Below are 19,866 nucleotides of genomic sequence, written 5' to 3'. Positions count from 1 at the left end.
AGCGAAAACGGCCAGCCAGAACACACCCCTTCATCCCCGGATCACACTGCTCATCCTGGACTTTTTGACAGTTCCCGTCGGCCTCGTGCGGACAGCCCCAGACTCCCATAATCGTCTACTGCCAACCGCCTACTTCTCGTTGGGGAAGTACTTGCGGTAGCGGGAGGGGCGCTTGCGATCACGCATCTTGAAGTTTTCAGGCAATAGCCAGCTCTGGTCTCCAACCTGCTCTCCGATCTCGAATGGGCTTGGCATGGAGATGTTTGGAAGTTCCCAACCACCTGGCATTCTTGGGGCATCGGCAAGAAAATCCTCTGCCTCATGGAAGGCCTCATCTGGTGGATCAGAGAACTTGTCGGAGTCACCCCATGGTGCACCTGGCTCCCATGGTTTGTGGTGCCATGGGTTTCCTGTGCCTGGTACTGGCCAGAAACGCATTGGGCTCATATCAAGGCTCTTGTCATTTCCCCATGGTGGCTCCATGGTTGGTGGGTTGAAAGAGGGGCTAAAGCCTGGGGAGTTGTACTGGTTAGGACCATAATTTGGTGCTCTGTAACCCATTGGTGGGCCGTAAGGATTCATTCCTGGTCCACCGTAAGGTGCCATTCCCTGTGGAGGCATACCGTACTGTGGAGGCATACCGTATGGCATGGGTCCGGGGCCATAAGGAGAGATCCCTTGTGGAGGCATCATGCCGTAGGGTGGCATTCCGCCATAAGGCATTGGGGGACGGTTTTGTGGTCGGCTCTGGCGAGGCGAGGCCTGCTGTTGTGTTGGAGCAGCTTTGTCCGCGCCGCCCTCTGCAGCAGAGGCAGTGGTTACTGCGCTTCCGGCAATCAATGCGGCGATTACCGTGCTCATAACAAGATTTAATTTTTTCATGAAAACCCCTGAGGTCTTGTAGTTGTAATTAGGTTCACTGTAACATCTCTCATTGTATCACAGGGATAGTTAAAAATCAATTCAATTGAGCAATTGAATGCTGTTTTGGAGGGTGAAATGTCGCGTCGGTCTGTTATTTATGAAGAGAGCCATTTTGAGGTTGCTCCATCTACAATTCCTGGTTGTGGTCAGGGGCTGTTTGCTGGCGTGACTCTGTACAAGAACGATACTATTGGCCCATATCTGGGTGAGATTATCACTGATGCACAGTCTGAGACGGAGCCATATATTGACTCTCACTACCTGCTCTGGGTTTGCCGTGACTGCCTGATTGTGGGGGATGGCTATACGCGCTATGTAAACCATTCAGAAAAGCCTAACGCCCACTTTGTGGTCTCTACCCGCTGGAAAAAAGCGCGCATTGAGGCATTGAAGAGAATTCGCCCCGGGGAGGAGATCTTTATCGATTATGGCAGGGATTTTTGGGAGGCATCAGAGGTTGAGTGTAGATAATTTAACTAATTCGTCCCCGCAGGGTGACTGCATCGGCAACTCTTTTGATTGCAATCATAAATGCAGCGGTTCGGTAGGATAGCTCCTCTCTTGAGTGGGCCAGAGCTGCAACCTCATAGAATCCATTCACCAGTTTTGTCTCAAGTTTTTTGTTCACCAGCTCCTCGTCCCAGTAGTGTTGTTGCAGGTTTTGCACCCACTCGTAGTAGGACGCGACAACCCCACCGCTGTTGGCGAGAATATCCGGGATTACCGGTATGTTTTTGTGCCTGAGGATATCATCAGCTGGGGGGGTAGTAGGACCATTTGCAGCCTCCACCACTACCTTGCACCGCAGTTCATTGGCATTCATCTTGTGGATTACTCCACCAAGGGCAGCAGGAATCAGGAAGTCGCATGGAAGACGGAGAATAGCCTCGTTATCTATAGACTCTGTATCGTCAAAACCATGGATTGAACCACTCTCTTTTTTGTGTTCAAGGAGCGCACCAATATCCAGACCGTTATTGTTTACGATCCCTCCGTTGCGGTCACTGACAGCTATTATCTTGCATCCAAATTTGTGTAGATGGTGTGCAGCCCAGGTCCCGACATTGCCGAACCCCTGGATGACAACAGTAGCACCGTTCAGCTCTATCCCTCTGTGTTGTGCAACCTCGCGCAGAATGATAGATGTGCCATAGCCGGTGGCGGCCTCTCGTCCCAGGGAACCTCCCAGACTGATTGGTTTGCCGGTCACAATTCCCGGGGTGTAACCATGGGTCTCGCTATATTCATCCATAAACCAGGCCATGATCTGGGCGTTGGTATTGACGTCAGGGGCAGGTATGTCGGTATGAACACCGATGATGGGCTTGATTGCCCGCACAAATGTTCTGGTTAGCTGTTCAAGTTCACGTGTACTAAGCTCTTCCGGATCAACCTGGATGCCACCTTTGCCACCGCCAAAAGGGATATCTATAAGTGCGGTCTTGAATGTCATCAATGCCGAGAGGGCACGAACCTCATCCTTGTCGACACAGGGGTGAAAACGCAATCCACCCTTGAAGGGGCCACGAGCATTGTTATGTTGTATGCGGTATCCGCGCAGTACGGTAAGGGATTTGTCGTCTCTAACCAACGGTAGATCGACACTGAGTTCACGGTCGGGATATTTGAGGAGAGTGGCGAGGTCTTTATCAAGCTTGAGTTCACTGCTGGCCCGATCGAACTGATCACAATAGGCCTTGAAATTATTAATCTCCATTAGGTTACCCTCCGCCCCAAATATTGAATATACAAAATTATGTTTGGTTGATCATACCGTAAAGAAGCTCAATCTCCTCTCTCCAGATATCACTATTTATTGTCTCCAGCACCATTGGAATCTCGTCAATTCTCTCGTCATTCATAATTGATCGGAACCCCTCCAGGCCGATAGTGCCTTGGCCGATGCTATGGTGGCGATCAACCCTGCTCTCAAACTCTGATTTGCAGTCATTTATGTGCATGCCACGCAGATAGTTGAAGCCGACAATTTCGTCAAAGGCTCCCATGGTCTCACTGTAGGCATCAGCGGTGCGCAGGTCATAACCGGCCGCAAAGCTGTGACAGGTATCGATGCAGACACCAATCCTCTCCTTATCCTCAACTTTGTCGATAATGTGTGCCAGGTGTTCAAAGCGGTACCCCATATTGGAGCCCTGTCCGGCGGTGTTTTCGATTACAGCTGTTACCCCTGTGGTATTTTCAAGTGCGTGGTTAATTGATTCAGCAATAAGGTCCAGGCACTGCTCCTCATCTATTTTGCGAAGATGGCTACCGGGATGAAAATTTAACAGGGTAAGGCCAAGTTGGTGGCAGCGCTCCAGCTCGTCGATAAATGCATTTAGCGATTTCCTGCGTGCATCCTCCTCGGGGTGGCCAAGGTTGATCAGGTAGCTATCGTGTGGAAGCACCTGGTTGGCGCTATAGCCATATTTTTCCATCGCAGCCTGAAAGCCATCAATCTGCTCGGTGGTAAGTGGTTTTGCGTTCCACTGTCTCTGGTTTTTGGTGAAGAGGGCAAATGCCTTCGCCCCAATATTGTGGGCGTTTTCAGGCGCATTTTGTACACCCCCTGCGGTACTAACGTGTGCACCAATCCATTTCATAGTTTAGTAGTTTCGTTGTGGTTCTGTCTGGAGGTTATTTTGCCACGGTTTGGGGTGGCGGTGAAGTGGGGTATTTACTACAGGATGCGCTCAAGCTGTAGTATCCTAGCGCGCCATGCGCAAGAGTGACTTTCAATTTGATCTTCCTGATGAGCTGATTGCACAGACTCCTCCTGCAAACAGGGGTGAGAGTCGTCTCTTGGTTGTTGATCAGGATGACGGGGTTATTGATAGTGAATTCAATAAGATATTATCGTTACTTAAGGCAGATGATCTGCTTGTTTTTAATGATACCAGAGTGATTCCAGCCCGCCTTTTTGGTAAAAAAGAGAGTGGTGGCAAGGTGGAGTTGCTGGTGGAGCGGATACTGGATGAGCACTGTCTGCTTGCCCATCTGCGTTCCAGTAAATCTCCAAAACCTGGCGGACGTCTGTTGTTGGAGGAGAAGATAGAGGCTGAGGTTGTCGGTCGTAGTGGAGAGCTGTTTGAGGTGCGATTTTTTGGTTCAAGAAGTGTTGTTGAGCTGCTTGAGGAGGTGGGAAGAATACCGCTGCCACCATATATTGAGCGGGAGGCTGATGAGGATGATCGAGAGCGTTATCAGACTGTATATGCCCGCCATCATGGGGCGGTGGCGGCACCAACAGCAGGCCTGCACTTTACAGAGGATATGCTTCAACAGGTGTCGGATATGGGGGTGAAGAGTGGGTTTGTAACTCTTCACGTGGGGGCAGGAACTTTTCAGCCGGTGCGGGCAGAACATATAGAAGACCACGTTATGCATAGTGAGTGGTTTGAGGTGAGTGAGGAGCTCTGTGATCAGGTGCGCTCTACCAGGGCTGCCGGTGGTCGGGTGATCGCTGTAGGAACCACCGCAGTGCGTAGTCTGGAGAGTGCATCCAGGGATGGAGAGATAGCACCATTTTCCGGAGAGACGGATATTTTTATTACTCCGGGATATAGGTTCAAAACAGTAGATGCTTTACTGACAAATTTTCATCTGTCCGAATCAACATTGATGATGCTGGTTACGGCATTCGGAGGCTACAGGCAGGTTATGGATGCATACAGACATGCGGTTGATGAGAGATACCGTTTCTTCAGTTATGGGGATGCAATGTTTTTGACAGGAAGGGCAGAGCAGTGAGGTTTAAAAAAACTCATCAGGATGGGTTGGCCAGAAGAGGACAGTTATCTTTTGAGCGTGGCAATGTAGAGACCCCGGCATTTATGCCGGTAGGGACGTACGGTACGGTCAAATCAATGACTCCGGAAGAGCTGAAGGGTATGGGTGCCGAGATTGTTCTCGGTAATACCTTCCATCTGATGTTGCGCCCAGGTACCGAGGTGATCAAGGCACATGGTGATCTGCACGACTTTATGCATTGGGATCTTCCAATCCTGACCGATTCGGGTGGGTTTCAGGTCTTTAGTCTTGGTGATATGCGCAAGATATCCGAGAAAGGGGTTGATTTTCGCTCCCCAATAGATGGTAGCAAGGTGTTTCTTGGTCCAGAGGAGGCGATAGCAGTTCAGCATGCGCTAGGGTCCGATATTGTCATGGTGTTTGACGAGTGCACCCCATATCCGGCAGATGAGAAGACGGCACGGATCTCGATGGAGCTCTCCAGCCGCTGGTCAGTCCGTTGCAAGGATGCACACGGGGATTCCAATAGCGCACTGTTTGGTATTGTGCAGGGGGGGATGTATACGGAGTTGAGGTCGGAGTCACTGGCTGGACTGGTAGAGACCGGGTTTGATGGCTATGCAATTGGCGGTCTCTCGGTAGGCGAGCCCAAGGAGAATATGATCCGTATATTGGACCATCTCTCAACCGAGATGCCAGAGGATCACCCCCGTTACCTAATGGGTGTAGGAAAGCCGGAGGATATTGTAGAGGCGGTATTGCGTGGGGTGGATATGTTCGATTGTGTGATGCCGACCAGAAATGCACGCAATGGTCACCTCTTTACCCGCAGAGGGGATGTACGCATTCGTAACGCCAGCCACAAGATGGATCCTCGTCCGCTGGATTCAGAGTGTGGATGCGAAACTTGTAGAAATTACAGTCGAGCCTATCTGCACCATCTGCAGCGTACCAATGAGATTTTGGGGGCACGGTTGAATACCATCCACAACCTCTACTACTACCAGGAGCTGATGAGTGGATTGCGGGGTGCAATCGAGATGGGAACGGTAGATGATTTTGTGAGAGATTTTTATCAGGGACGCTCGGGAGAGCGCTCGAAATAGGGGGGTGAGTAGGGTACTATTCTCTGCTGTTTAAACGGAGCTGTAACAAAGGAGTGTTTATTATGAGTTTTTTGATTTCTGATGCTGTGGCCGCTGGTGCGGCTGCAGAGCAGGCGCCGGCATGGACCGGGATTCTGCCTATGGTGATTCTTTTTGTGATCTTCTATTTTCTGCTGATTCGTCCTCAGCAGAAGAAGGCTAAAGAGCACCGCAATATGGTGAACGAGCTCTCCAAGGGGGATGAGGCAGTAACAACAGGGGGGATACTCGGCAAGATTCGCAGGGTTGGAGAGAACTTCGTTGATCTTGAGGTGGCCGATGGAGTAACTCTTACTATCCAGAAACCTCAGATTTCACAGTTGATGCCGAAGGGAACCTTGAAGTCCAATAAATAGTAGCCAAAACCAATGATCAACCAATACCCACTCTGGAAAAGTCTGCTGATCGCCCTTGTGGTTCTGATTGCAGCAATTTATGCACTTCCCAACCTTTATGGAGAGGATCCTGCAGTTCAAATCTCACTTGCAGAAAGGGGAGAGATGACTCCAGCCACTCAATCCAGAGTGAAGTCCATATTGGAGCAGCGAGACATTCCGTTTAAATCAGTAGAGCATGAGGGGGGAAAGCTGCTGGCCAGATTCAACCGTACAGAGGATCAGCTTAAGGGGATGGACTGGATTCGTCAGGAGCTTGGTGACCAGTATGTTACAGCTCTGAATCTTGCCCAGACTACGCCAGAGTGGTTGCGAGGCCTTGGGGGAGAGCCAATGTATCTTGGCTTGGATCTGCGAGGTGGTGTTCACTTCCTGATGGAGGTGGATATGGATGAGGCTATCACCAAGGCTGAGCAGCGTTATGTAAGTGATTTGCGTGTCATCTTGCGCAAGGAGAAGATTCGCTACAAGAGTATTGGTCGTGGCAGTGAAGGCGGCGTTATTCTGCGCTTTGCCAATAGCGGTGCCCGTGAGGTTGCTGGCAAACGTATCAAACAGGAGTATCCGCGTCTGTTGCGTGAGGAGCGTGATAATGACGGTTTGCAGGTGCTGGTTTTAACTATAGGCAAGCAGGAGATTGAGGAGACTCGCAAGTTTGCGCTACAACAGAATATTACAACCCTGAGAAACAGAGTTAATGAACTTGGTGTAGCAGAGCCGGTAATTCAGCAACAGGGAAAAAATCGTATTGTTGTACAACTGCCTGGGGTGCAGGATACAGCGCGAGCAAAAGAGATTCTTGGAGCAACCGCAACCCTGGAGTTCCGTCTGGTGGCGGAGGGGCATGACCCCTATGAGGCTGCTGAACAGGGTCGAGCGCCAGCCGGTGCACTGTTGTACAAGGAGCGTGATGGAACCCCGGTTCTATTGAAGCGTCGCGTACTGTTGACTGGTGACTCTGTAATTGATGCATCCTCAGGCATTGAGCAGCAGTCAGGAAGTGCAGCAGTATTTATTACCCTGGATGGCAAGGGCGCCAGACGCATGTCCAATGGTACGCGAGACAATATTGGCAAGCGCATGGCGGTTGTCTTCATCGAAACCAAAATGGAGACACAGCTGGTAGATGGTGAACGGATACGGATTCGCAAGAAGAAGCAGGAGGTGATCAATGTGGCGGTTATTCGTGATCAACTTGGCAAGCGTTTCCAGGTGACCGGGCTGGATAGTACCGAAGAGGCGCGGGATCTTGCGCTACTGTTGCGTGCGGGTGCTCTGGCTGTACCCATGGAGATTGTTGAAGAGCGTACTGTTGGCCCAAGTCTTGGGCAGGATAATATCGACAAGGGTTTCCTCTCGGTAATGATTGGTTTTGTCCTGGTTCTGATATTTATGGCGATCTACTACAGGGTATTCGGATTGGTTGCCAACCTTGCGCTATCATTTAATCTTGTATTTATTGTGGCGGTGCTATCGCTAATTCAGGCAACACTTACACTGCCGGGTATTGCCGGTATTGTGTTGACAGTTGGTATGGCGGTGGATGCAAATGTACTCATCTTCGAACGTATTCGTGAAGAGCTGCGTTCCGGGAATTCCCCACAGGCAAGTATTCATGCCGGCTATGACAAGGCCTTCTCTACCATTATGGATGCCAACGTAACAACCCTGATTGCAGCAATTGTCCTCTTTGCATTCGGTACTGGCCCTATCAAGGGGTTTGCGGTGACCCTCTCTATCGGTATTGTCACCTCAATGTTTACTGCAATTATGGGGACACGTGCAGTCATTAACCTGATCTACGGTGGTCGTAAGGTCAAACAGCTGTCGATTTGATCGGAGTAACAATATGCAGATTCTAAAAGAGGGACTTAATCTGGACTTTATGGGGAAGCGCAAGATTGCGACAATCTTCTCCCTGGTTCTGGTCATGATTTCATCGGTTTCGCTTTTCACCCTGAAGCTTAACCCAGGCATTGATTTTACTGGTGGAACACTTATTGAGGTTGGGTATTCACAGCCTGCCGAGCTCAGCCATATTCGTGCAGCACTTGATGACTCAGGTTTTGGTGGCGCAATTGTCCAGCATTTTGGTACATCGCAGGATGTATTGATCCGCCTGGCACCAAAAGAGGGAGTTAATTCTGCCGATCTCAGTAGTCAGGTATTGGCTACATTGAAGAGTACTGGTGATGTGGAGATGCGTCGAGTCGAGTTTGTGGGGCCACAGGTGGGTGAGGAGCTTACTGAGGATGGTGGTCTTGCAGTGCTTTTCTCTCTGTTTGCAATCCTGATCTATGTGGCACTCCGTTTTGAGTACCGCTTTTCGATTGGATCGGTGGTGGCGTTGATTCATGATGTATTATTGACACTTGGTGTTTTCTCTCTGTTGCAGATTGAGTTTGATCTCTCTGTTCTTGCAGCTATTCTGGCGGTTATCGGTTACTCACTAAACGATACTATTGTGGTTTTTGACCGTATACGTGAGAACTTCAGAAAAATGCGCAAGGGGACATCTACCGATATCATTAATCAATCTCTTAACCAGACCCTGTCACGTACCTTGATGACATCTGTTACAACCTTGATTGTGCTACTGGCTCTGTTTTTTCTCGGCGGAGAGGTAATTCACGGTTTTGCTCTGGCACTTATTGTAGGTGTACTGGTTGGAACATACTCGTCCATCTATGTGGCCAGTAACACCATTCTGGCGCTTGGAATCAGTAAGGAGGATCTTATGCCTCCTCAGAAAGAGGGTGCAGAACAGCCTGATTCAGTGGTGTAGTTTTTCAACACAGCGCAGGTATGACTGCTCATCAGGGGGGTTGCCATCTCGCTGTCCACGCCACAGGGTCTCGCCAAGACACTCCATCATCTGGTGTTCGGTCTCGTGACCATCTCCAATCTGTTTGAGTAGTTTTTTTGTGGCTTGACGGATGCCTGGGGGGCGGTCAGTCGAGAGTTGCTCACGAATTGCCATATGCATACCCATATGGAGAAACGGATTACTCTCTCCCATCTCCGGGGTCCACTCTTTCTCAACCCCATCATCTCCACTCTCCAGCAGTTTATGGTATTCCGGGTGTGCCTGGATGATATCTACAAGCTGTACCTCCAGAGGCTCCAGAGGCAGCTTTTGTAGTCTCTTCTGCCATGCCTGCAGGTAAAAACGTCGGATCTCTTCACGGTTTTGGGTAAAGATCATGTTAAGGAATCTCTGAAAAAGCTTAATGGGATGGGGGTTTGATGGTCTTCTCTCTGTATTCGCAAAGGTCAAGAATACAGCACTCCGAACATTTTGGGGTACGGGCAACACAAGTATATCTTCCGTGTAGTATAAGGAGATGGTGAGCATCCTTCTTGTACTGTGCAGGAACAAACTTTATTAGCCCTTTCTCTACCTCCAGAACATTTTTCCCTTTAGCGATTTTAGTACGGTTTGATACTCGAAAGATGTGGGTATCAACTGCTATGACAGGGTGCCCAAAGGCGGTATTGAGGATTACATTTGCCGTCTTGCGACCCACACCTGGTAGAGACTCCAGCGCGTCACGTTGGTCTGGTACCTCATCGTTGTACCGGTTATGAACTATTTTGGCGGTCTGCAGAAGATGTTTGGCCTTGCTGTTGAATAGTCCAATAGTCCTGATGTAGCGTTTGAGCCCAGACTCTCCAAGATTGATTATTGCCTCTGGGGTGTTGGCAACCATAAAGAGTTTTGCCGTTGCCTTGTTGACACTCACATCTGTAGCCTGGGCAGAGAGCATAACAGAGACCAGTAGCTCAAATGTGGAGCTGTAGTTTAGTTCAGTGGTGGGGTTGGGAATGGCTACGGAGAGACGATGGAAAATCTTCTCTCTTATATCTCTGTTCACAGGATGTCAGACGGTTTGGGGAATAGTGGCGGTTTCTCTCTCCCCTCGAGCTTTTATGACACGTTGATCGATTCTGTTTTTGGCCGCAATGATTAATCCCAGACCTATAAATGCACCCGGGGGGAGAATGGCAAGCAGGAAGCCGCGGTAATTCTCTACCAGAGTTATGGTCATCCACTCTGCTCCCTGACCGAACATTAGATCGGATTGGATAAAGAGGGTGCCAAAGCCGAAAACCTCACGCATACCACCAAGCAACATAAGAATAAGGGTGAATCCAACTCCCATGCTGATGGCATCAACAAGCGATGGCAGCAGGGAGTTGCGGGCAGCGAATGACTCTGCACGACCAATAATTGCACAGTTAGTGACAATCAATGGAATGAAGATTCCCAGCACCAGAAACAGCTCATGAAACCATGCGTTCATGGCAAGCTCAATACCGGTTACGGTGCAGGCGATGATTAGTACAAATACGGGGATGCGAATCTCTTTGGTTATGATGTTGCGAATGGATGAGACCATCAGATTGGAGATGATCAGGGTGAGCGTGGTTGCCAGCCCCAACCCCAGACCATTGATAGTTGTTGTTGTGACTGCCAGAAGAGGGCAGAGCCCAAGAAGTTGAACCAGTCCCGCATTGTTCCCCCAGAGGCCATCACTGATGATTTTTCTGTAACTTCCCTCAGTTTGCATGATCATCTACGCCTCTATCCAATAGTACTGATTTATGTTCCCTGAAATATCGTAGACTTCTGTGTACGGCCTTGACGATTGCGCGAGGGGTTATGGTTGCGCCGGTAAACTGGTCAAAAATACCGCCATCCTTTTTGACATTCCACTGTTTTTTTGTGAGGTTTTTAAGTGAATATCCATTGAAGGAGAGGATCCAGTCAGATTTCTTGATGTCAATCAGGTCTCCCAGCCCCGGGGTCTCTGAGTGTCCAACTACCCGTACTCCGGCAAGAGATCCATCACTATTGATTGCAACCAGCAGATTGATCTTTCCGTTATATCCTTCATCGCTGGTTGGGGTTAGAAGTACTGTGTGGATAACCCCGCTGCTTTTGGCCAGGTATGCCGGAGTGGATTGTGAGGTCCCCAGTAGTTCGTCAGCTGGAACTGTTATCTTATCTTCCAGCAGGTTGTTGTCATATCTGGACTCTGGAACCAGTTGAGTAAGCAACCTGAGTACAGCAAGGCGCTCGTTTTCTGCAATCTGTTCTTTGGTCTCTTCATAGGTTATAGCAACCAGAGCTGTGCCCAGAAATGCAAAGATCGCAAGAACTCCAGCTCCACGCAGGGCAACCTTTAGAATCTCCTTGCTCTTGCTATCCATATTTACCCATCATCCTCCGGATTTTTCTCTTCACCGTAGATTGTTGGTTCTGTAAAGTGGTCAATCATCGGGGCGAACATGTTCATTAATAGCACACTGAAGGCGATGGCATCTGGATAACCTCCCCAGGTGCGGATGATATAAATCAGTACCCCAATGCCTGCGCCAAACCAGATTCTCCCTTTTGGTGAGGTGGCTGCAGTTACCGGATCGGTTGCAATAAAGAATACTCCCAGCATGGTGCCACCACTTAACAGGTGATACATGGGGGTTGTGAAGTTGTCCGGGTCAATGGTGTTGAAGGTGAATGCGGTCAGGTGTAGTGCCAGTAGCATGCTTACTGGAATATGCCATGAGATGGTTCTGGTGGCCAACAGAATCAATCCACCAAATAGAAATGCAAGATTACTCCACTCCCACCCTGCACCGGCCAGAGTGCCAGTGGGGATTTGTGCCAGGCTTTCACGAATAGTTAATCCCAGATCAAGATTTGTCTTCATTGAATCAAGAGGGGTTGCCGCACTGATAGCATCCAGATGGAGTGATTCACCTATACCAAAAATCATGTTCAGGGATGAACCCATACTTATTGTTGCCCCATCGAGCCCCGCAGGAGGAAGCCAGCTAGTCATCTCTACAGGGAAGGATATAAGCAAAATCACATAACCAACCATTGCAGGATTGAATGGGTTTTGTCCAAGTCCACCATATAGCTGTTTGGCAAGGATGATTGCGAACAGGGTTCCGAGCACGGCCATCCACCAAGGGAGAAGAGGGGGTAGGGCAGCGGCAAGCAACAGTGCCGTGAGGATGGCGCTAAGATCACTGACCCCACTCATTGGCGAGCGTCCTCTTGTCAGCAGGATCAGTGATTCGGCGATGATGGCAGTTATAACAGTAATTGCTGAGTGAATCAGAACTCCCGGGCCAAATATCCAGTAGAGGGCAAATATTCCCGGAATAAGGGCAAAAATCACTGTCCCCATCTCGCGTGATGTGGTGTTGTTAACTCTGGCCATTGTCTGCACCATCCTTTTTATCTGTCGGCTGACTGTTTTCCGAGTTGCTGTTCGCCAACTTCTTGGCTTTCGTCCTCTCTATAGCGGCACGGATAGCCTCTTTTTTACTGTTGTCATCACTCTCTTGCTCACTTCCTCTGCTCTTCTTTGCTTTTAGTGCAGCCCGTTTTTTAGCCAGTTTTTTAGCCTTCTCCTCTTTTTCCCTGAGTAGACGGTCATCACGGAATTCGTGTCGTTTGCGAGCCTCCTCGGATTTTGCCTTCTCTCTCTGTTGGCTTCGCAGTACCCCTTTGGCATGGCGGTAGTAGTCGACCAGGGGAATATTACTTGGGCATACGTAGTCGCAGCATCCACATTCGATGCAGTCAAAAATGTGTAGCTCTCCCGTCTTCTCAAAATCACGTGACTGTGAGGCCCAATATAGTTGTTGAGGGAGGAGAGAGGCTGGGCAGGAATCACTGCAGGCACCACAGCGAATACAGTTGCGTATTTCTGGACGGGGGGGCAACGAAGAGATTTTTTGTACAATCAGGCAGTTTACAGTCTTGATTATTGAACTCTCTGGAGACTGGAGTTTAAACCCCATCATTGGCCCACCAACTGTTATCTCCACTGGCTCATCGCTAATCAAGCAGTTATCAAGCAGGGTTTTGATGGGGGTACCAATGGCGACCCTGTAATTTCCCGGCCTGGTGACGCCGTCACCGGTCACAGTTACCAGGCGATGGGTGAGTGGTTTCTCCAGAATGGCATGGTAAATTGCCTGTGCTGTTGCAACATTCTGGCTGAGAACGGAGATATCATGGGCGTATCCACTACTTGGAACCTCCTGGCCAGTCAGAATTTTAATTAGCTGCTTTTCGCCACCGGAAGGGTAGAGTGTAGGTATGGTTACGATGTCTATAGAGGATGATGATGTGGCAGCTGCCTTTTGCATCTCCATTATCGCTTCCGGTTTGTTGTCTTCTATACCAACCATAATCTCTTCTGGTTTTAATAGATGGTCAATCACCTCAATGCCACGAATAATCTCATCGGCACTCTCCTGCATAAGGCGATCATCACAGGTGATATACGGCTCGCACTCCATGCCGTTGATGATTAATGTCTTGATCCTGGCTTGAGTACCGGTACGTATTTTTGTGGAGGTTGGAAATCCAGCCCCGCCAAGCCCAATAACTCCAGCCATCCGGATGCGCGTAACAATATCTTCTGCGGGTAGATCATTAAGTATCTGTTGCAGATCTATCGGCTCAGCGGCAACAGAATCTGTGTCGTTGTCAGGTTCGCTCTTTATTACTATTGCCAGATTGTCCATGCCTGAAGGGTGGGTGAATGGACGCATCTCGATGGCTGTCACTATGCCTTTGCATGGGGCATGTACAGGGGCACTTAGTGGATGAAAGCATTCACTGATGCGTTGCCCTTTTTTTATGTGATCTCCTACTGCGACCAGAGGTCTATTTACAGCACCAATCCCCTGGTTGAGAGAGATGACCACTTCTGCCGGATCTGGTACAGGTAGTACCGGTTCACTACGTGTTAGCGATTTCTCTTCTGCAGGGTGGATGCCGCCATGATATTTGTACAGAGGAGTGATCATGCGGCCTCTCTCGATGGCGCTGGCCAGATCCAGTCATTGATCTCTTCAGGGATTGGCTCCATGGTAATGCAGTCTACTGGGCAAGGGGGGAGACAAAGCTCACACCCTGTGCACTCAGAGGTGATTACAGTGTGCATATTTTTGGCGGCACCGAGGATGGCATCAACAGGACAGGCCTGTATGCATAGGGTGCAGCCGATACATGTATTTTCATCAATCAGAGCAATACTGGGTAGCCGCTCTTCCTGTTCCAGGGCAACTGGTTCACGGTCCAACAGATCAGCCAGTGCAACCATTACACTCTCTCCGCCAGGTGGACAGAGATTGATCTCTGCCCCATTTTTGGCGATAGCCTCTGCGTATGGTTTGCACCCTGGATAACCGCATTGTCCACACTGAGTCTGGGGAAGTAGCTGATCAATTTTTTCAACAATTGGATCTCCCTCAATCCGGTAACGGATAGAGGCAAAGCCCAGCAGGGCACCAAATGCAGATGCCAGTACAGTGATTGCCAGAATAGCACTTAGCATCAGCGTCTCATCTCGCTATCTGGTGAGAGATGCGGGTTAGACATGAACCAATCCGGTAAAGCCCATAAACGCAATAGAGAGAAGACCAGCAGTTATAAGGGCGATGGATGCGCCACGAAATGGTTCTGGCACATCGGCCCCAGATATCCTTTCACGGATTGCAGCAAATGCAACCAGTACCAGAGAAAAGCCAATGGCGGCACCAAAACCAAAAGCAGCAGACTCAATAAAGCTGTGTTGCTCCCGGGTATTGAGTAGAGCAACACCCAATACGGCACAGTTTGTGGTTATGAGTGGTAGAAAAATTCCCAGCACCTGGTAGAGCATAGGGCTGGTTTTATGCACAAACATCTCGGTGAAGTTGACGATAGCAGCAATCACCAGGATAAATGCGATGGTTCTCAGATACTCAAGTCCGAGAGGAATAAGCAGATATTCATTAACCAGATAACTTAATGCGGCAGAGAGGGTCAGCACAAAGGTGGTGGCAAGCCCCATGCCAATAGCCGTTTCCAGTTTTTTGGAGACCCCCATAAAAGGGCAGAGGCCAAGAAACTTTACCAGGACAAAGTTGTTGACCAGAATTGTGCTGACAAGGATTAAGGCTATTTCAGTCAAATCTATTTTCTCGGTATGCTGGCTATTACTTTATTCTCATACCTGGTGTTGCGCCATCATCTGGATGGAGGATAAAGAGATCATCACCTCCTGGTCCAGCGGCCAGTACCATCCCTTCGGACATGCCAAAGCGCATCTTTCTTGGCGCGAGGTTGGCAACCATGACTGTTAGCTTTCCCTCGAGTGATTCTGGGGTGTAGGCGGATTTGATGCCGGCAAAGACATTTTTCTTCTCACTACCCAGATCAAGAGTAAGTTGCAGCAGGCGATCTGCCCCCTCAACTGGAGCCGCTTTTTCGATTCTGGCAACACGCAGATCAATTTTGGCAAAATCATCAAACTGGATCTCTGGTGAAATGGGCTCAACTGTATCAGCAGAAGGTTTCTGTTTTGTTTCAGGTTGTTTTGCGCCTGTCTGCAATGACTCTTTCGACTCCTCAACCATGGCCAATGTATCCTTCTCCTCTACGCGCTGCATCAGCGGTCTGAATTTATTAATAGCGGTGCCCTCAAGAGGCTGCTGTAGTGCATCCCAACTTAGTTGACCAGCATTTAGAAAGCTCTCGACATTTTCTGCCATCACAGGGAGCACAGGCTTGAGATATGTCATCAAGGCGCGGAACAGGTTAAGACCTACACTGCAGGCATCCTGTACCTCCTGCTGCTTGCCTTCCTGTTTTGCCAGTACCCATGGTTTCTTCTCGTCAATATAACGGTTTGCCTGGTCTGCCAGGGCCATGATTTCGCGAATGGCGCGTCCGAAATCACGATCTTCATAATGTTTGGCGATAGAGTCGCCCTGGGTGACAAACTCCTGGTACAGATCCATCTCGCTACAGCTGTCAGAGAGTTTGCCATCAAATTTTTTGGTTATGAAGCCGGCACAGCGGCTGGCAATATTTACCACCTTGCCAACCAGATCCGAATTGACCCTGGCACGAAAGTCATCCAGATTGAGATCCAGATCCTCAATGCCACGCCCAAGTTTGGCAGCAAAATAGTAACGGAGTGCCTCAGGGTTCAGGTGGTCGAGCCATGTCCTTGCCTTGATAAAGGTTCCCCTGGATTTGGACATCTTCTGTCCATTTACGGTAAGAAAGCCATGTGCATTGATTGCTGTTGGGGTGCGAAACCCTGCACCATGTAGCATGGCGGGCCAGAACAGGGCATGGAAATAGATTATGTCCTTGCCAATAAAGTGATAGAGCTCGGCGTTGCTGTCATCAGACCAGAATGCATCAAAGTCTATATCTTCACGTTCGCACAGGTTTTTGAAGCTGGCCATGTAGCCGATGGGAGCATCTAGCCATACGTAGAAATATTTGTCTTCAGTATCAGGGATGCGGAAACCAAAGTAGGGGGCATCTCTTGAGATATCCCACTCCTGGAGTCCCGCTTCAAACCACTCATCAAGTTTGCGGGAGACCTCTTCCTGGAGGTGTCCTCCATGAGTCCACCTCTTCAGCATCTCCTCAAACTCTGTAAGCTTGAAAAAGTAGTGTTCTGACTCTCTGTTGACCGGGGTTGCTCCGGATACTGCCGAGACTGCATTTTTTAATTCAGAGGTTGAGTAGGTGGCACCACATACCTCACAGTTGTCACCATACTGGTCGTCAGCACCACATTTTGGACATGTACCCTTGATAAAGCGGTCCGGCAGAAACATCTCCCGTTCCGGATCGTACGCCTGTTCAATGGTGCGTGTTGTTATGTAACCATTGTCCCGTAATTTCTGATATATCTCGGTGGAAAGCTCGCGATTCTCATCAGAGTGGGTAGAGTGGAAGTTATCAAAATCGATCAGGAAGTCATCAAAATCTGCCTTGTGCTCTTTGGCAACATTGGCGATCAGCTCCTCCGGCGTAACTCCCTCATTCTGGGCGCGCAACATTATTGGGGTGCCGTGGGCATCATCAGCACAGACGTAGTAACAATTGTTCCCCTGCATTTTCTGAAAACGTGTCCAGATATCGGTCTGAATATACTCGACCATATGTCCAATATGGATACTTCCATTGGCATAGGGGAGGGCGCTGGTTATCAGGATGTTACGAGGGGATGAATTGGACATTTGTTATTGAACCCAGACGAGTAGGGCACTCTTCTTATAATTTTATTTGTAATGTAATTCAGTGATTTTAACCAATTAGAGAGCAAACTACACATGCTTTTGTCGTCAACAAGAGCATGAACCAAACTATGCTACAACAGACCATAATAACCAACAAAAATTATCAACTATTTGTTCTATTGAATAGGGTGAATATGGTAACATCAGCAAATTCTGTTAAATCAAAATTAATCTGGAGTTTTCCCATGTCCGAAGTGACCCGCGAGGCAGTAGAGTCCGCAATCAGTGCCTATATTGATCCTTATCTTGATACAGACCTTATCTCTGCAAAGGCAGTAAAGGATGTGGTAATTGATGGCGGAAAAGTGACTGTAGATATTGAGTTGGGGTTTCCTGCCAAAGGATATGCAGATACCCTGAGCGAGGCCGTTGCTGAAAAAGTGAATGCAGTGGATGGAGTATCTGAAGCAGCAGTTAATGTAGGCTGGAGCATCGTCTCTCATGCGGTTCAGAAAGGTGTTCAAGCTGTTGACGGCGTTAAAAACATTATCGCAGTTGCATCAGGCAAAGGTGGTGTTGGTAAATCTACAACTGCAGTAAATCTTGCTCTTGCGCTCTCTGCAGAGGGGGCTAATGTGGGGATGCTGGATGCAGATATATATGGTCCAAGTCAGCCACGCATGCTGGGTGCTCATGGCGCCAAGCCGGAGTCACCAGATGGCAAGGTTCTTATGCCAATTAAATCATACGATCTGCAATCCATGTCAATTGGGTATCTGGTTGAGGAGGATACCCCAATGATCTGGCGTGGTCCGATGGTCACGCAGGCACTTGAGCAGTTACTTAAGGATACACAGTGGGATGATCTTGATTATCTGGTTATTGATCTGCCACCAGGTACTGGTGATACCCAGTTGACGTTAGCGCAGAAGATTCCTGTTAGTGGTGCAATTATTGTAACTACCCCACAAGATATAGCTCTGTTGGATGCGGTCAAGGGTCTGAAGATGTTCGAGAAGGTTGAGGTCCCGGTTCTTGGTGTGGTGGAGAATATGAGTATCCATATCTGTTCAAACTGTGGTCATGAAGAGCATATTTTTGCAGAGGGCGGTGGACGTCGTATGGCAGAAGAGGGGCATGTGGATTTCCTCGGCGAACTACCGCTGGACAAGGCAATTCGTAGCGATACTGATGACGGAAAACCAACGGTTGTTGCAGATCCTGAGGGGCATATTGCCGGCATATATCGTGAGATTGCACGTCGTTCCACAGCTAAACTTGCACAACAGAAGAGGGATTTCACTACGAAATTCCCGAATATCGTCATTCAGTAACGGATAGAAACAAGCTGTATATAGCCGCTATGAGCCCTTTGCGTTCATGGCGGTTTTTTTATGGTCAGGATATACTTCTCTCCGCACAATAACAGGGAAGTGGAGTGATATCTGATGAGTATTGAGTTGGGGAAGTGGGATCGGCGTTTTCTGGGGCTGGCTGCCCATGTGGCGAAGTGGTCGAAGGATCCAAGCACTCAGGTTGGTGCAGTAATTGCCAATGACAAACGGGTTGTCTCGTTAGGTTTTAATGGTTTTCCGCAAGGGTTGTCGGATGACCATCGTCTGCATGACCGGGAGACAAAGTATTCTCTTGTGCTTCATGCAGAAGAGAACGCACTTCTCTTCGCAAACTCTGATCTGACTGGCAATACGATCTACGTCTATCCGCTGCCGCCATGTTCACGGTGTGCTGCAAAGATTATTCAGACAGGGATAACGAGAGTAGTGACCACTATTCCAGATGATATGTCACGTTGGGAAGATAGCGTTGCTCTGACCAGAACAATTTTTCAGGAGTCTGGTGTCGAGATGGTTGAGGTTCCGCTTGCTGCAAATTCAATACAAACGGACGGCACAATGCCTTTCAAATAGACGCATTAAACCTTTCATTTAGCCGTGCCCGCAGTTACACTTGGTTAACATGAACAAGCCTGTTTTGCATCCACGCTTTCTGCTGTCACGAGTCAATGATGCACTGGCAGATACGCCAGTGGTCTTGATCCACGGGCCGCGGCAGTGCGGCAAGACTACATTAGCTCAGCAGGTGGGTGATGCGGATGGTTTTACCTACCTGAGCTTTGATGACGATGTTCAACGGGCTTCCGCGCAGGTGGATCCCGTGGGCTATGTTGCGGATTTGCCTGAAAAGGTGGTGCTGGATGAAGTGCAGCGCGTACCGGAGTTGTTTACCTCATTGAAGGCTAGTGTCGATGCTAAACGTCAGCCAGGCAGGTTTATCCTGACGGGTTCGGCCAATGTGCTGCTGGTGCCTAAACTGGGTGATTCACTGGCGGGCCGTATGGAGATTTTACGGCTACATCCGTTGTCCCGTACCGAACTGGCTGGATCTGAGCCCCGGTTTCTGGCGAACCTGTTTGGTAATGGGTTTAAGGTAGGGAAATCCGGTGGTCGTATGGCTAGGGAACTGGCTGGACTTGTGGTCGCTGGCGGTTATCCTGCTGCGTTGGCGCGCGCCACAGAAGGTCGCCGCGCGGCCTGGTATCGTGACTATATCGATACTCTGGTGCAACGTGATGTGCG

Annotated in this window: 21 protein-coding genes; 9 read left to right on the top strand and 12 right to left on the bottom strand. The window is 49.2% G+C overall.

Going from position 1 to position 19,866, the window contains the following annotated elements:
• Positions 1 to 129: 129 nt before the first annotated feature.
• Positions 130 to 882 carry a hypothetical protein gene (locus H8D24_00600; GenBank protein ID MBC8518892.1) on the bottom strand — a complete coding sequence of 251 codons (753 nt, stop codon included), beginning with the start codon at positions 880 to 882 and terminating at the stop codon, positions 130 to 132.
• Positions 883 to 966: 84 nt separating this feature from the next.
• On the opposite strand from H8D24_00600, the gene H8D24_00595 reads away from it, so the two are divergent.
• A complete protein-coding gene (locus tag H8D24_00595) occupies positions 967 to 1,395 on the top strand; it encodes an SET domain-containing protein-lysine N-methyltransferase (protein ID MBC8518891.1) in 429 nt (142 codons plus the stop codon).
• Position 1,396: 1 nt separating this feature from the next.
• Here the strand turns inward: H8D24_00595 and H8D24_00590 are convergent, their stop codons facing one another.
• Together H8D24_00590 and nfo are read right to left on the bottom strand one after the other, a co-directional pair.
• The gene (locus H8D24_00590; GenBank protein ID MBC8518890.1) at positions 1,397 to 2,641 is read right to left on the bottom strand and encodes a glutamate dehydrogenase; all 1,245 of its coding nucleotides are present in this window, start codon (positions 2,639 to 2,641) and stop codon (positions 1,397 to 1,399) included.
• Between the two features lie 37 nt (positions 2,642 to 2,678).
• Positions 2,679 to 3,527, bottom strand: a complete 849-nt coding sequence (gene nfo / locus H8D24_00585) for a deoxyribonuclease IV (GenBank protein ID MBC8518889.1) — start codon at positions 3,525 to 3,527, stop codon at positions 2,679 to 2,681.
• Positions 3,528 to 3,642: 115 nt separating this feature from the next.
• Here nfo and queA point away from each other — a divergent pair, with 115 nt between their 5' ends.
• The 5 genes from queA (at position 3,643) to secF (ending at position 8,999) form a co-directional block, all read left to right on the top strand.
• Complete coding sequence (gene queA / locus H8D24_00580; GenBank protein ID MBC8518888.1) at positions 3,643 to 4,674, top strand: tRNA preQ1(34) S-adenosylmethionine ribosyltransferase-isomerase QueA; 1,032 nt, start codon at positions 3,643 to 3,645, stop codon at positions 4,672 to 4,674.
• On the top strand, positions 4,671 to 5,780 hold the full coding sequence (tgt, locus tag H8D24_00575) for a tRNA guanosine(34) transglycosylase Tgt (protein ID MBC8518887.1): 1,110 nt from the start codon (positions 4,671 to 4,673) through the stop codon (positions 5,778 to 5,780). The genes queA and tgt overlap by 4 nt, the downstream gene beginning before the upstream one ends.
• Positions 5,781 to 5,842: 62 nt before the next feature.
• Positions 5,843 to 6,175, top strand: coding sequence for a preprotein translocase subunit YajC (yajC, locus tag H8D24_00570; protein ID MBC8518886.1), 333 nt, complete (start codon positions 5,843 to 5,845; stop codon positions 6,173 to 6,175).
• Positions 6,176 to 6,190: 15 nt separating this feature from the next.
• Entirely contained in the window at positions 6,191 to 8,050 is a 1,860-nt protein-coding gene (gene secD, locus H8D24_00565) for a protein translocase subunit SecD (protein ID MBC8518885.1), read from the top strand.
• Positions 8,051 to 8,063: 13 nt separating this feature from the next.
• Positions 8,064 to 8,999, top strand: coding sequence for a protein translocase subunit SecF (secF, locus tag H8D24_00560; protein ID MBC8518884.1), 936 nt, complete (start codon positions 8,064 to 8,066; stop codon positions 8,997 to 8,999).
• On the opposite strand, the gene H8D24_00555 is transcribed toward secF, so the two are convergent.
• Genes H8D24_00555 through metG form a run of 9 tightly spaced genes read right to left on the bottom strand, consistent with a single transcriptional unit; the run spans position 8,988 to position 17,269 of the window.
• Positions 8,988 to 9,416: a DUF1841 family protein gene (locus tag H8D24_00555; GenBank protein ID MBC8518883.1), complete on the bottom strand. Its 429-nt coding sequence runs from the start codon at positions 9,414 to 9,416 to the stop codon at positions 8,988 to 8,990. The genes secF and H8D24_00555 overlap by 12 nt on opposite strands.
• Before the next feature lie 25 nt (positions 9,417 to 9,441).
• Positions 9,442 to 10,089: an endonuclease III gene (nth, locus tag H8D24_00550; protein MBC8518882.1), complete on the bottom strand. Its 648-nt coding sequence runs from the start codon at positions 10,087 to 10,089 to the stop codon at positions 9,442 to 9,444.
• A 6-nt stretch (positions 10,090 to 10,095) separates the two neighbouring features.
• Positions 10,096 to 10,785: an electron transport complex subunit E gene (locus tag H8D24_00545; GenBank protein ID MBC8518881.1), complete on the bottom strand. Its 690-nt coding sequence runs from the start codon at positions 10,783 to 10,785 to the stop codon at positions 10,096 to 10,098.
• Entirely contained in the window at positions 10,775 to 11,428 is a 654-nt protein-coding gene (rsxG, locus tag H8D24_00540) for an electron transport complex subunit RsxG (protein ID MBC8518880.1), read from the bottom strand. The genes H8D24_00545 and rsxG overlap by 11 nt, the downstream gene beginning before the upstream one ends.
• A 2-nt stretch (positions 11,429 to 11,430) precedes the next feature.
• Positions 11,431 to 12,459: an electron transport complex subunit RsxD gene (rsxD, locus tag H8D24_00535; protein MBC8518879.1), complete on the bottom strand. Its 1,029-nt coding sequence runs from the start codon at positions 12,457 to 12,459 to the stop codon at positions 11,431 to 11,433.
• The gene (rsxC, locus tag H8D24_00530) at positions 12,434 to 14,050 is read right to left on the bottom strand and encodes an electron transport complex subunit RsxC (GenBank protein ID MBC8518878.1); all 1,617 of its coding nucleotides are present in this window, start codon (positions 14,048 to 14,050) and stop codon (positions 12,434 to 12,436) included. The genes rsxD and rsxC overlap by 26 nt, the downstream gene beginning before the upstream one ends.
• Positions 14,047 to 14,580: an electron transport complex subunit RsxB gene (gene rsxB, locus H8D24_00525; GenBank protein ID MBC8518877.1), complete on the bottom strand. Its 534-nt coding sequence runs from the start codon at positions 14,578 to 14,580 to the stop codon at positions 14,047 to 14,049. The genes rsxC and rsxB overlap by 4 nt, the downstream gene beginning before the upstream one ends.
• A 36-nt stretch (positions 14,581 to 14,616) precedes the next feature.
• Positions 14,617 to 15,198 (bottom strand): electron transport complex subunit RsxA, encoded by a 582-nt coding sequence (rsxA, locus tag H8D24_00520; GenBank protein MBC8518876.1) that lies wholly within the window; start codon positions 15,196 to 15,198, stop codon positions 14,617 to 14,619.
• A 25-nt stretch (positions 15,199 to 15,223) separates the two neighbouring features.
• On the bottom strand, positions 15,224 to 17,269 hold the full coding sequence (gene metG / locus H8D24_00515) for a methionine--tRNA ligase (protein ID MBC8518875.1): 2,046 nt from the start codon (positions 17,267 to 17,269) through the stop codon (positions 15,224 to 15,226).
• 245 nt (positions 17,270 to 17,514) lie between these two features.
• Between metG and apbC the strand changes: the two genes are divergently transcribed.
• From apbC to H8D24_00500, 3 genes are all read left to right on the top strand, one after another.
• Positions 17,515 to 18,603, top strand: coding sequence for an iron-sulfur cluster carrier protein ApbC (apbC, locus tag H8D24_00510; protein ID MBC8518874.1), 1,089 nt, complete (start codon positions 17,515 to 17,517; stop codon positions 18,601 to 18,603).
• Between the two features lie 114 nt (positions 18,604 to 18,717).
• The gene (locus tag H8D24_00505) at positions 18,718 to 19,197 is read left to right on the top strand and encodes a dCMP deaminase family protein (GenBank protein ID MBC8518873.1); all 480 of its coding nucleotides are present in this window, start codon (positions 18,718 to 18,720) and stop codon (positions 19,195 to 19,197) included.
• A gap of 49 nt (positions 19,198 to 19,246) precedes the next feature.
• Positions 19,247 to 19,866: AAA family ATPase (locus tag H8D24_00500; GenBank protein MBC8518872.1), on the top strand; the 620-nt coding region annotated here is incomplete at its 3' end.

It is taken from the genome of Candidatus Thiopontia autotrophica, from assembly GCA_014384675.1.
In the GTDB taxonomy this organism is placed as follows: Bacteria; Pseudomonadota; Gammaproteobacteria.
Note: the sequence above shows the minus strand (reverse complement) of the source record. Positions and strands in the feature narration are given on the sequence as shown.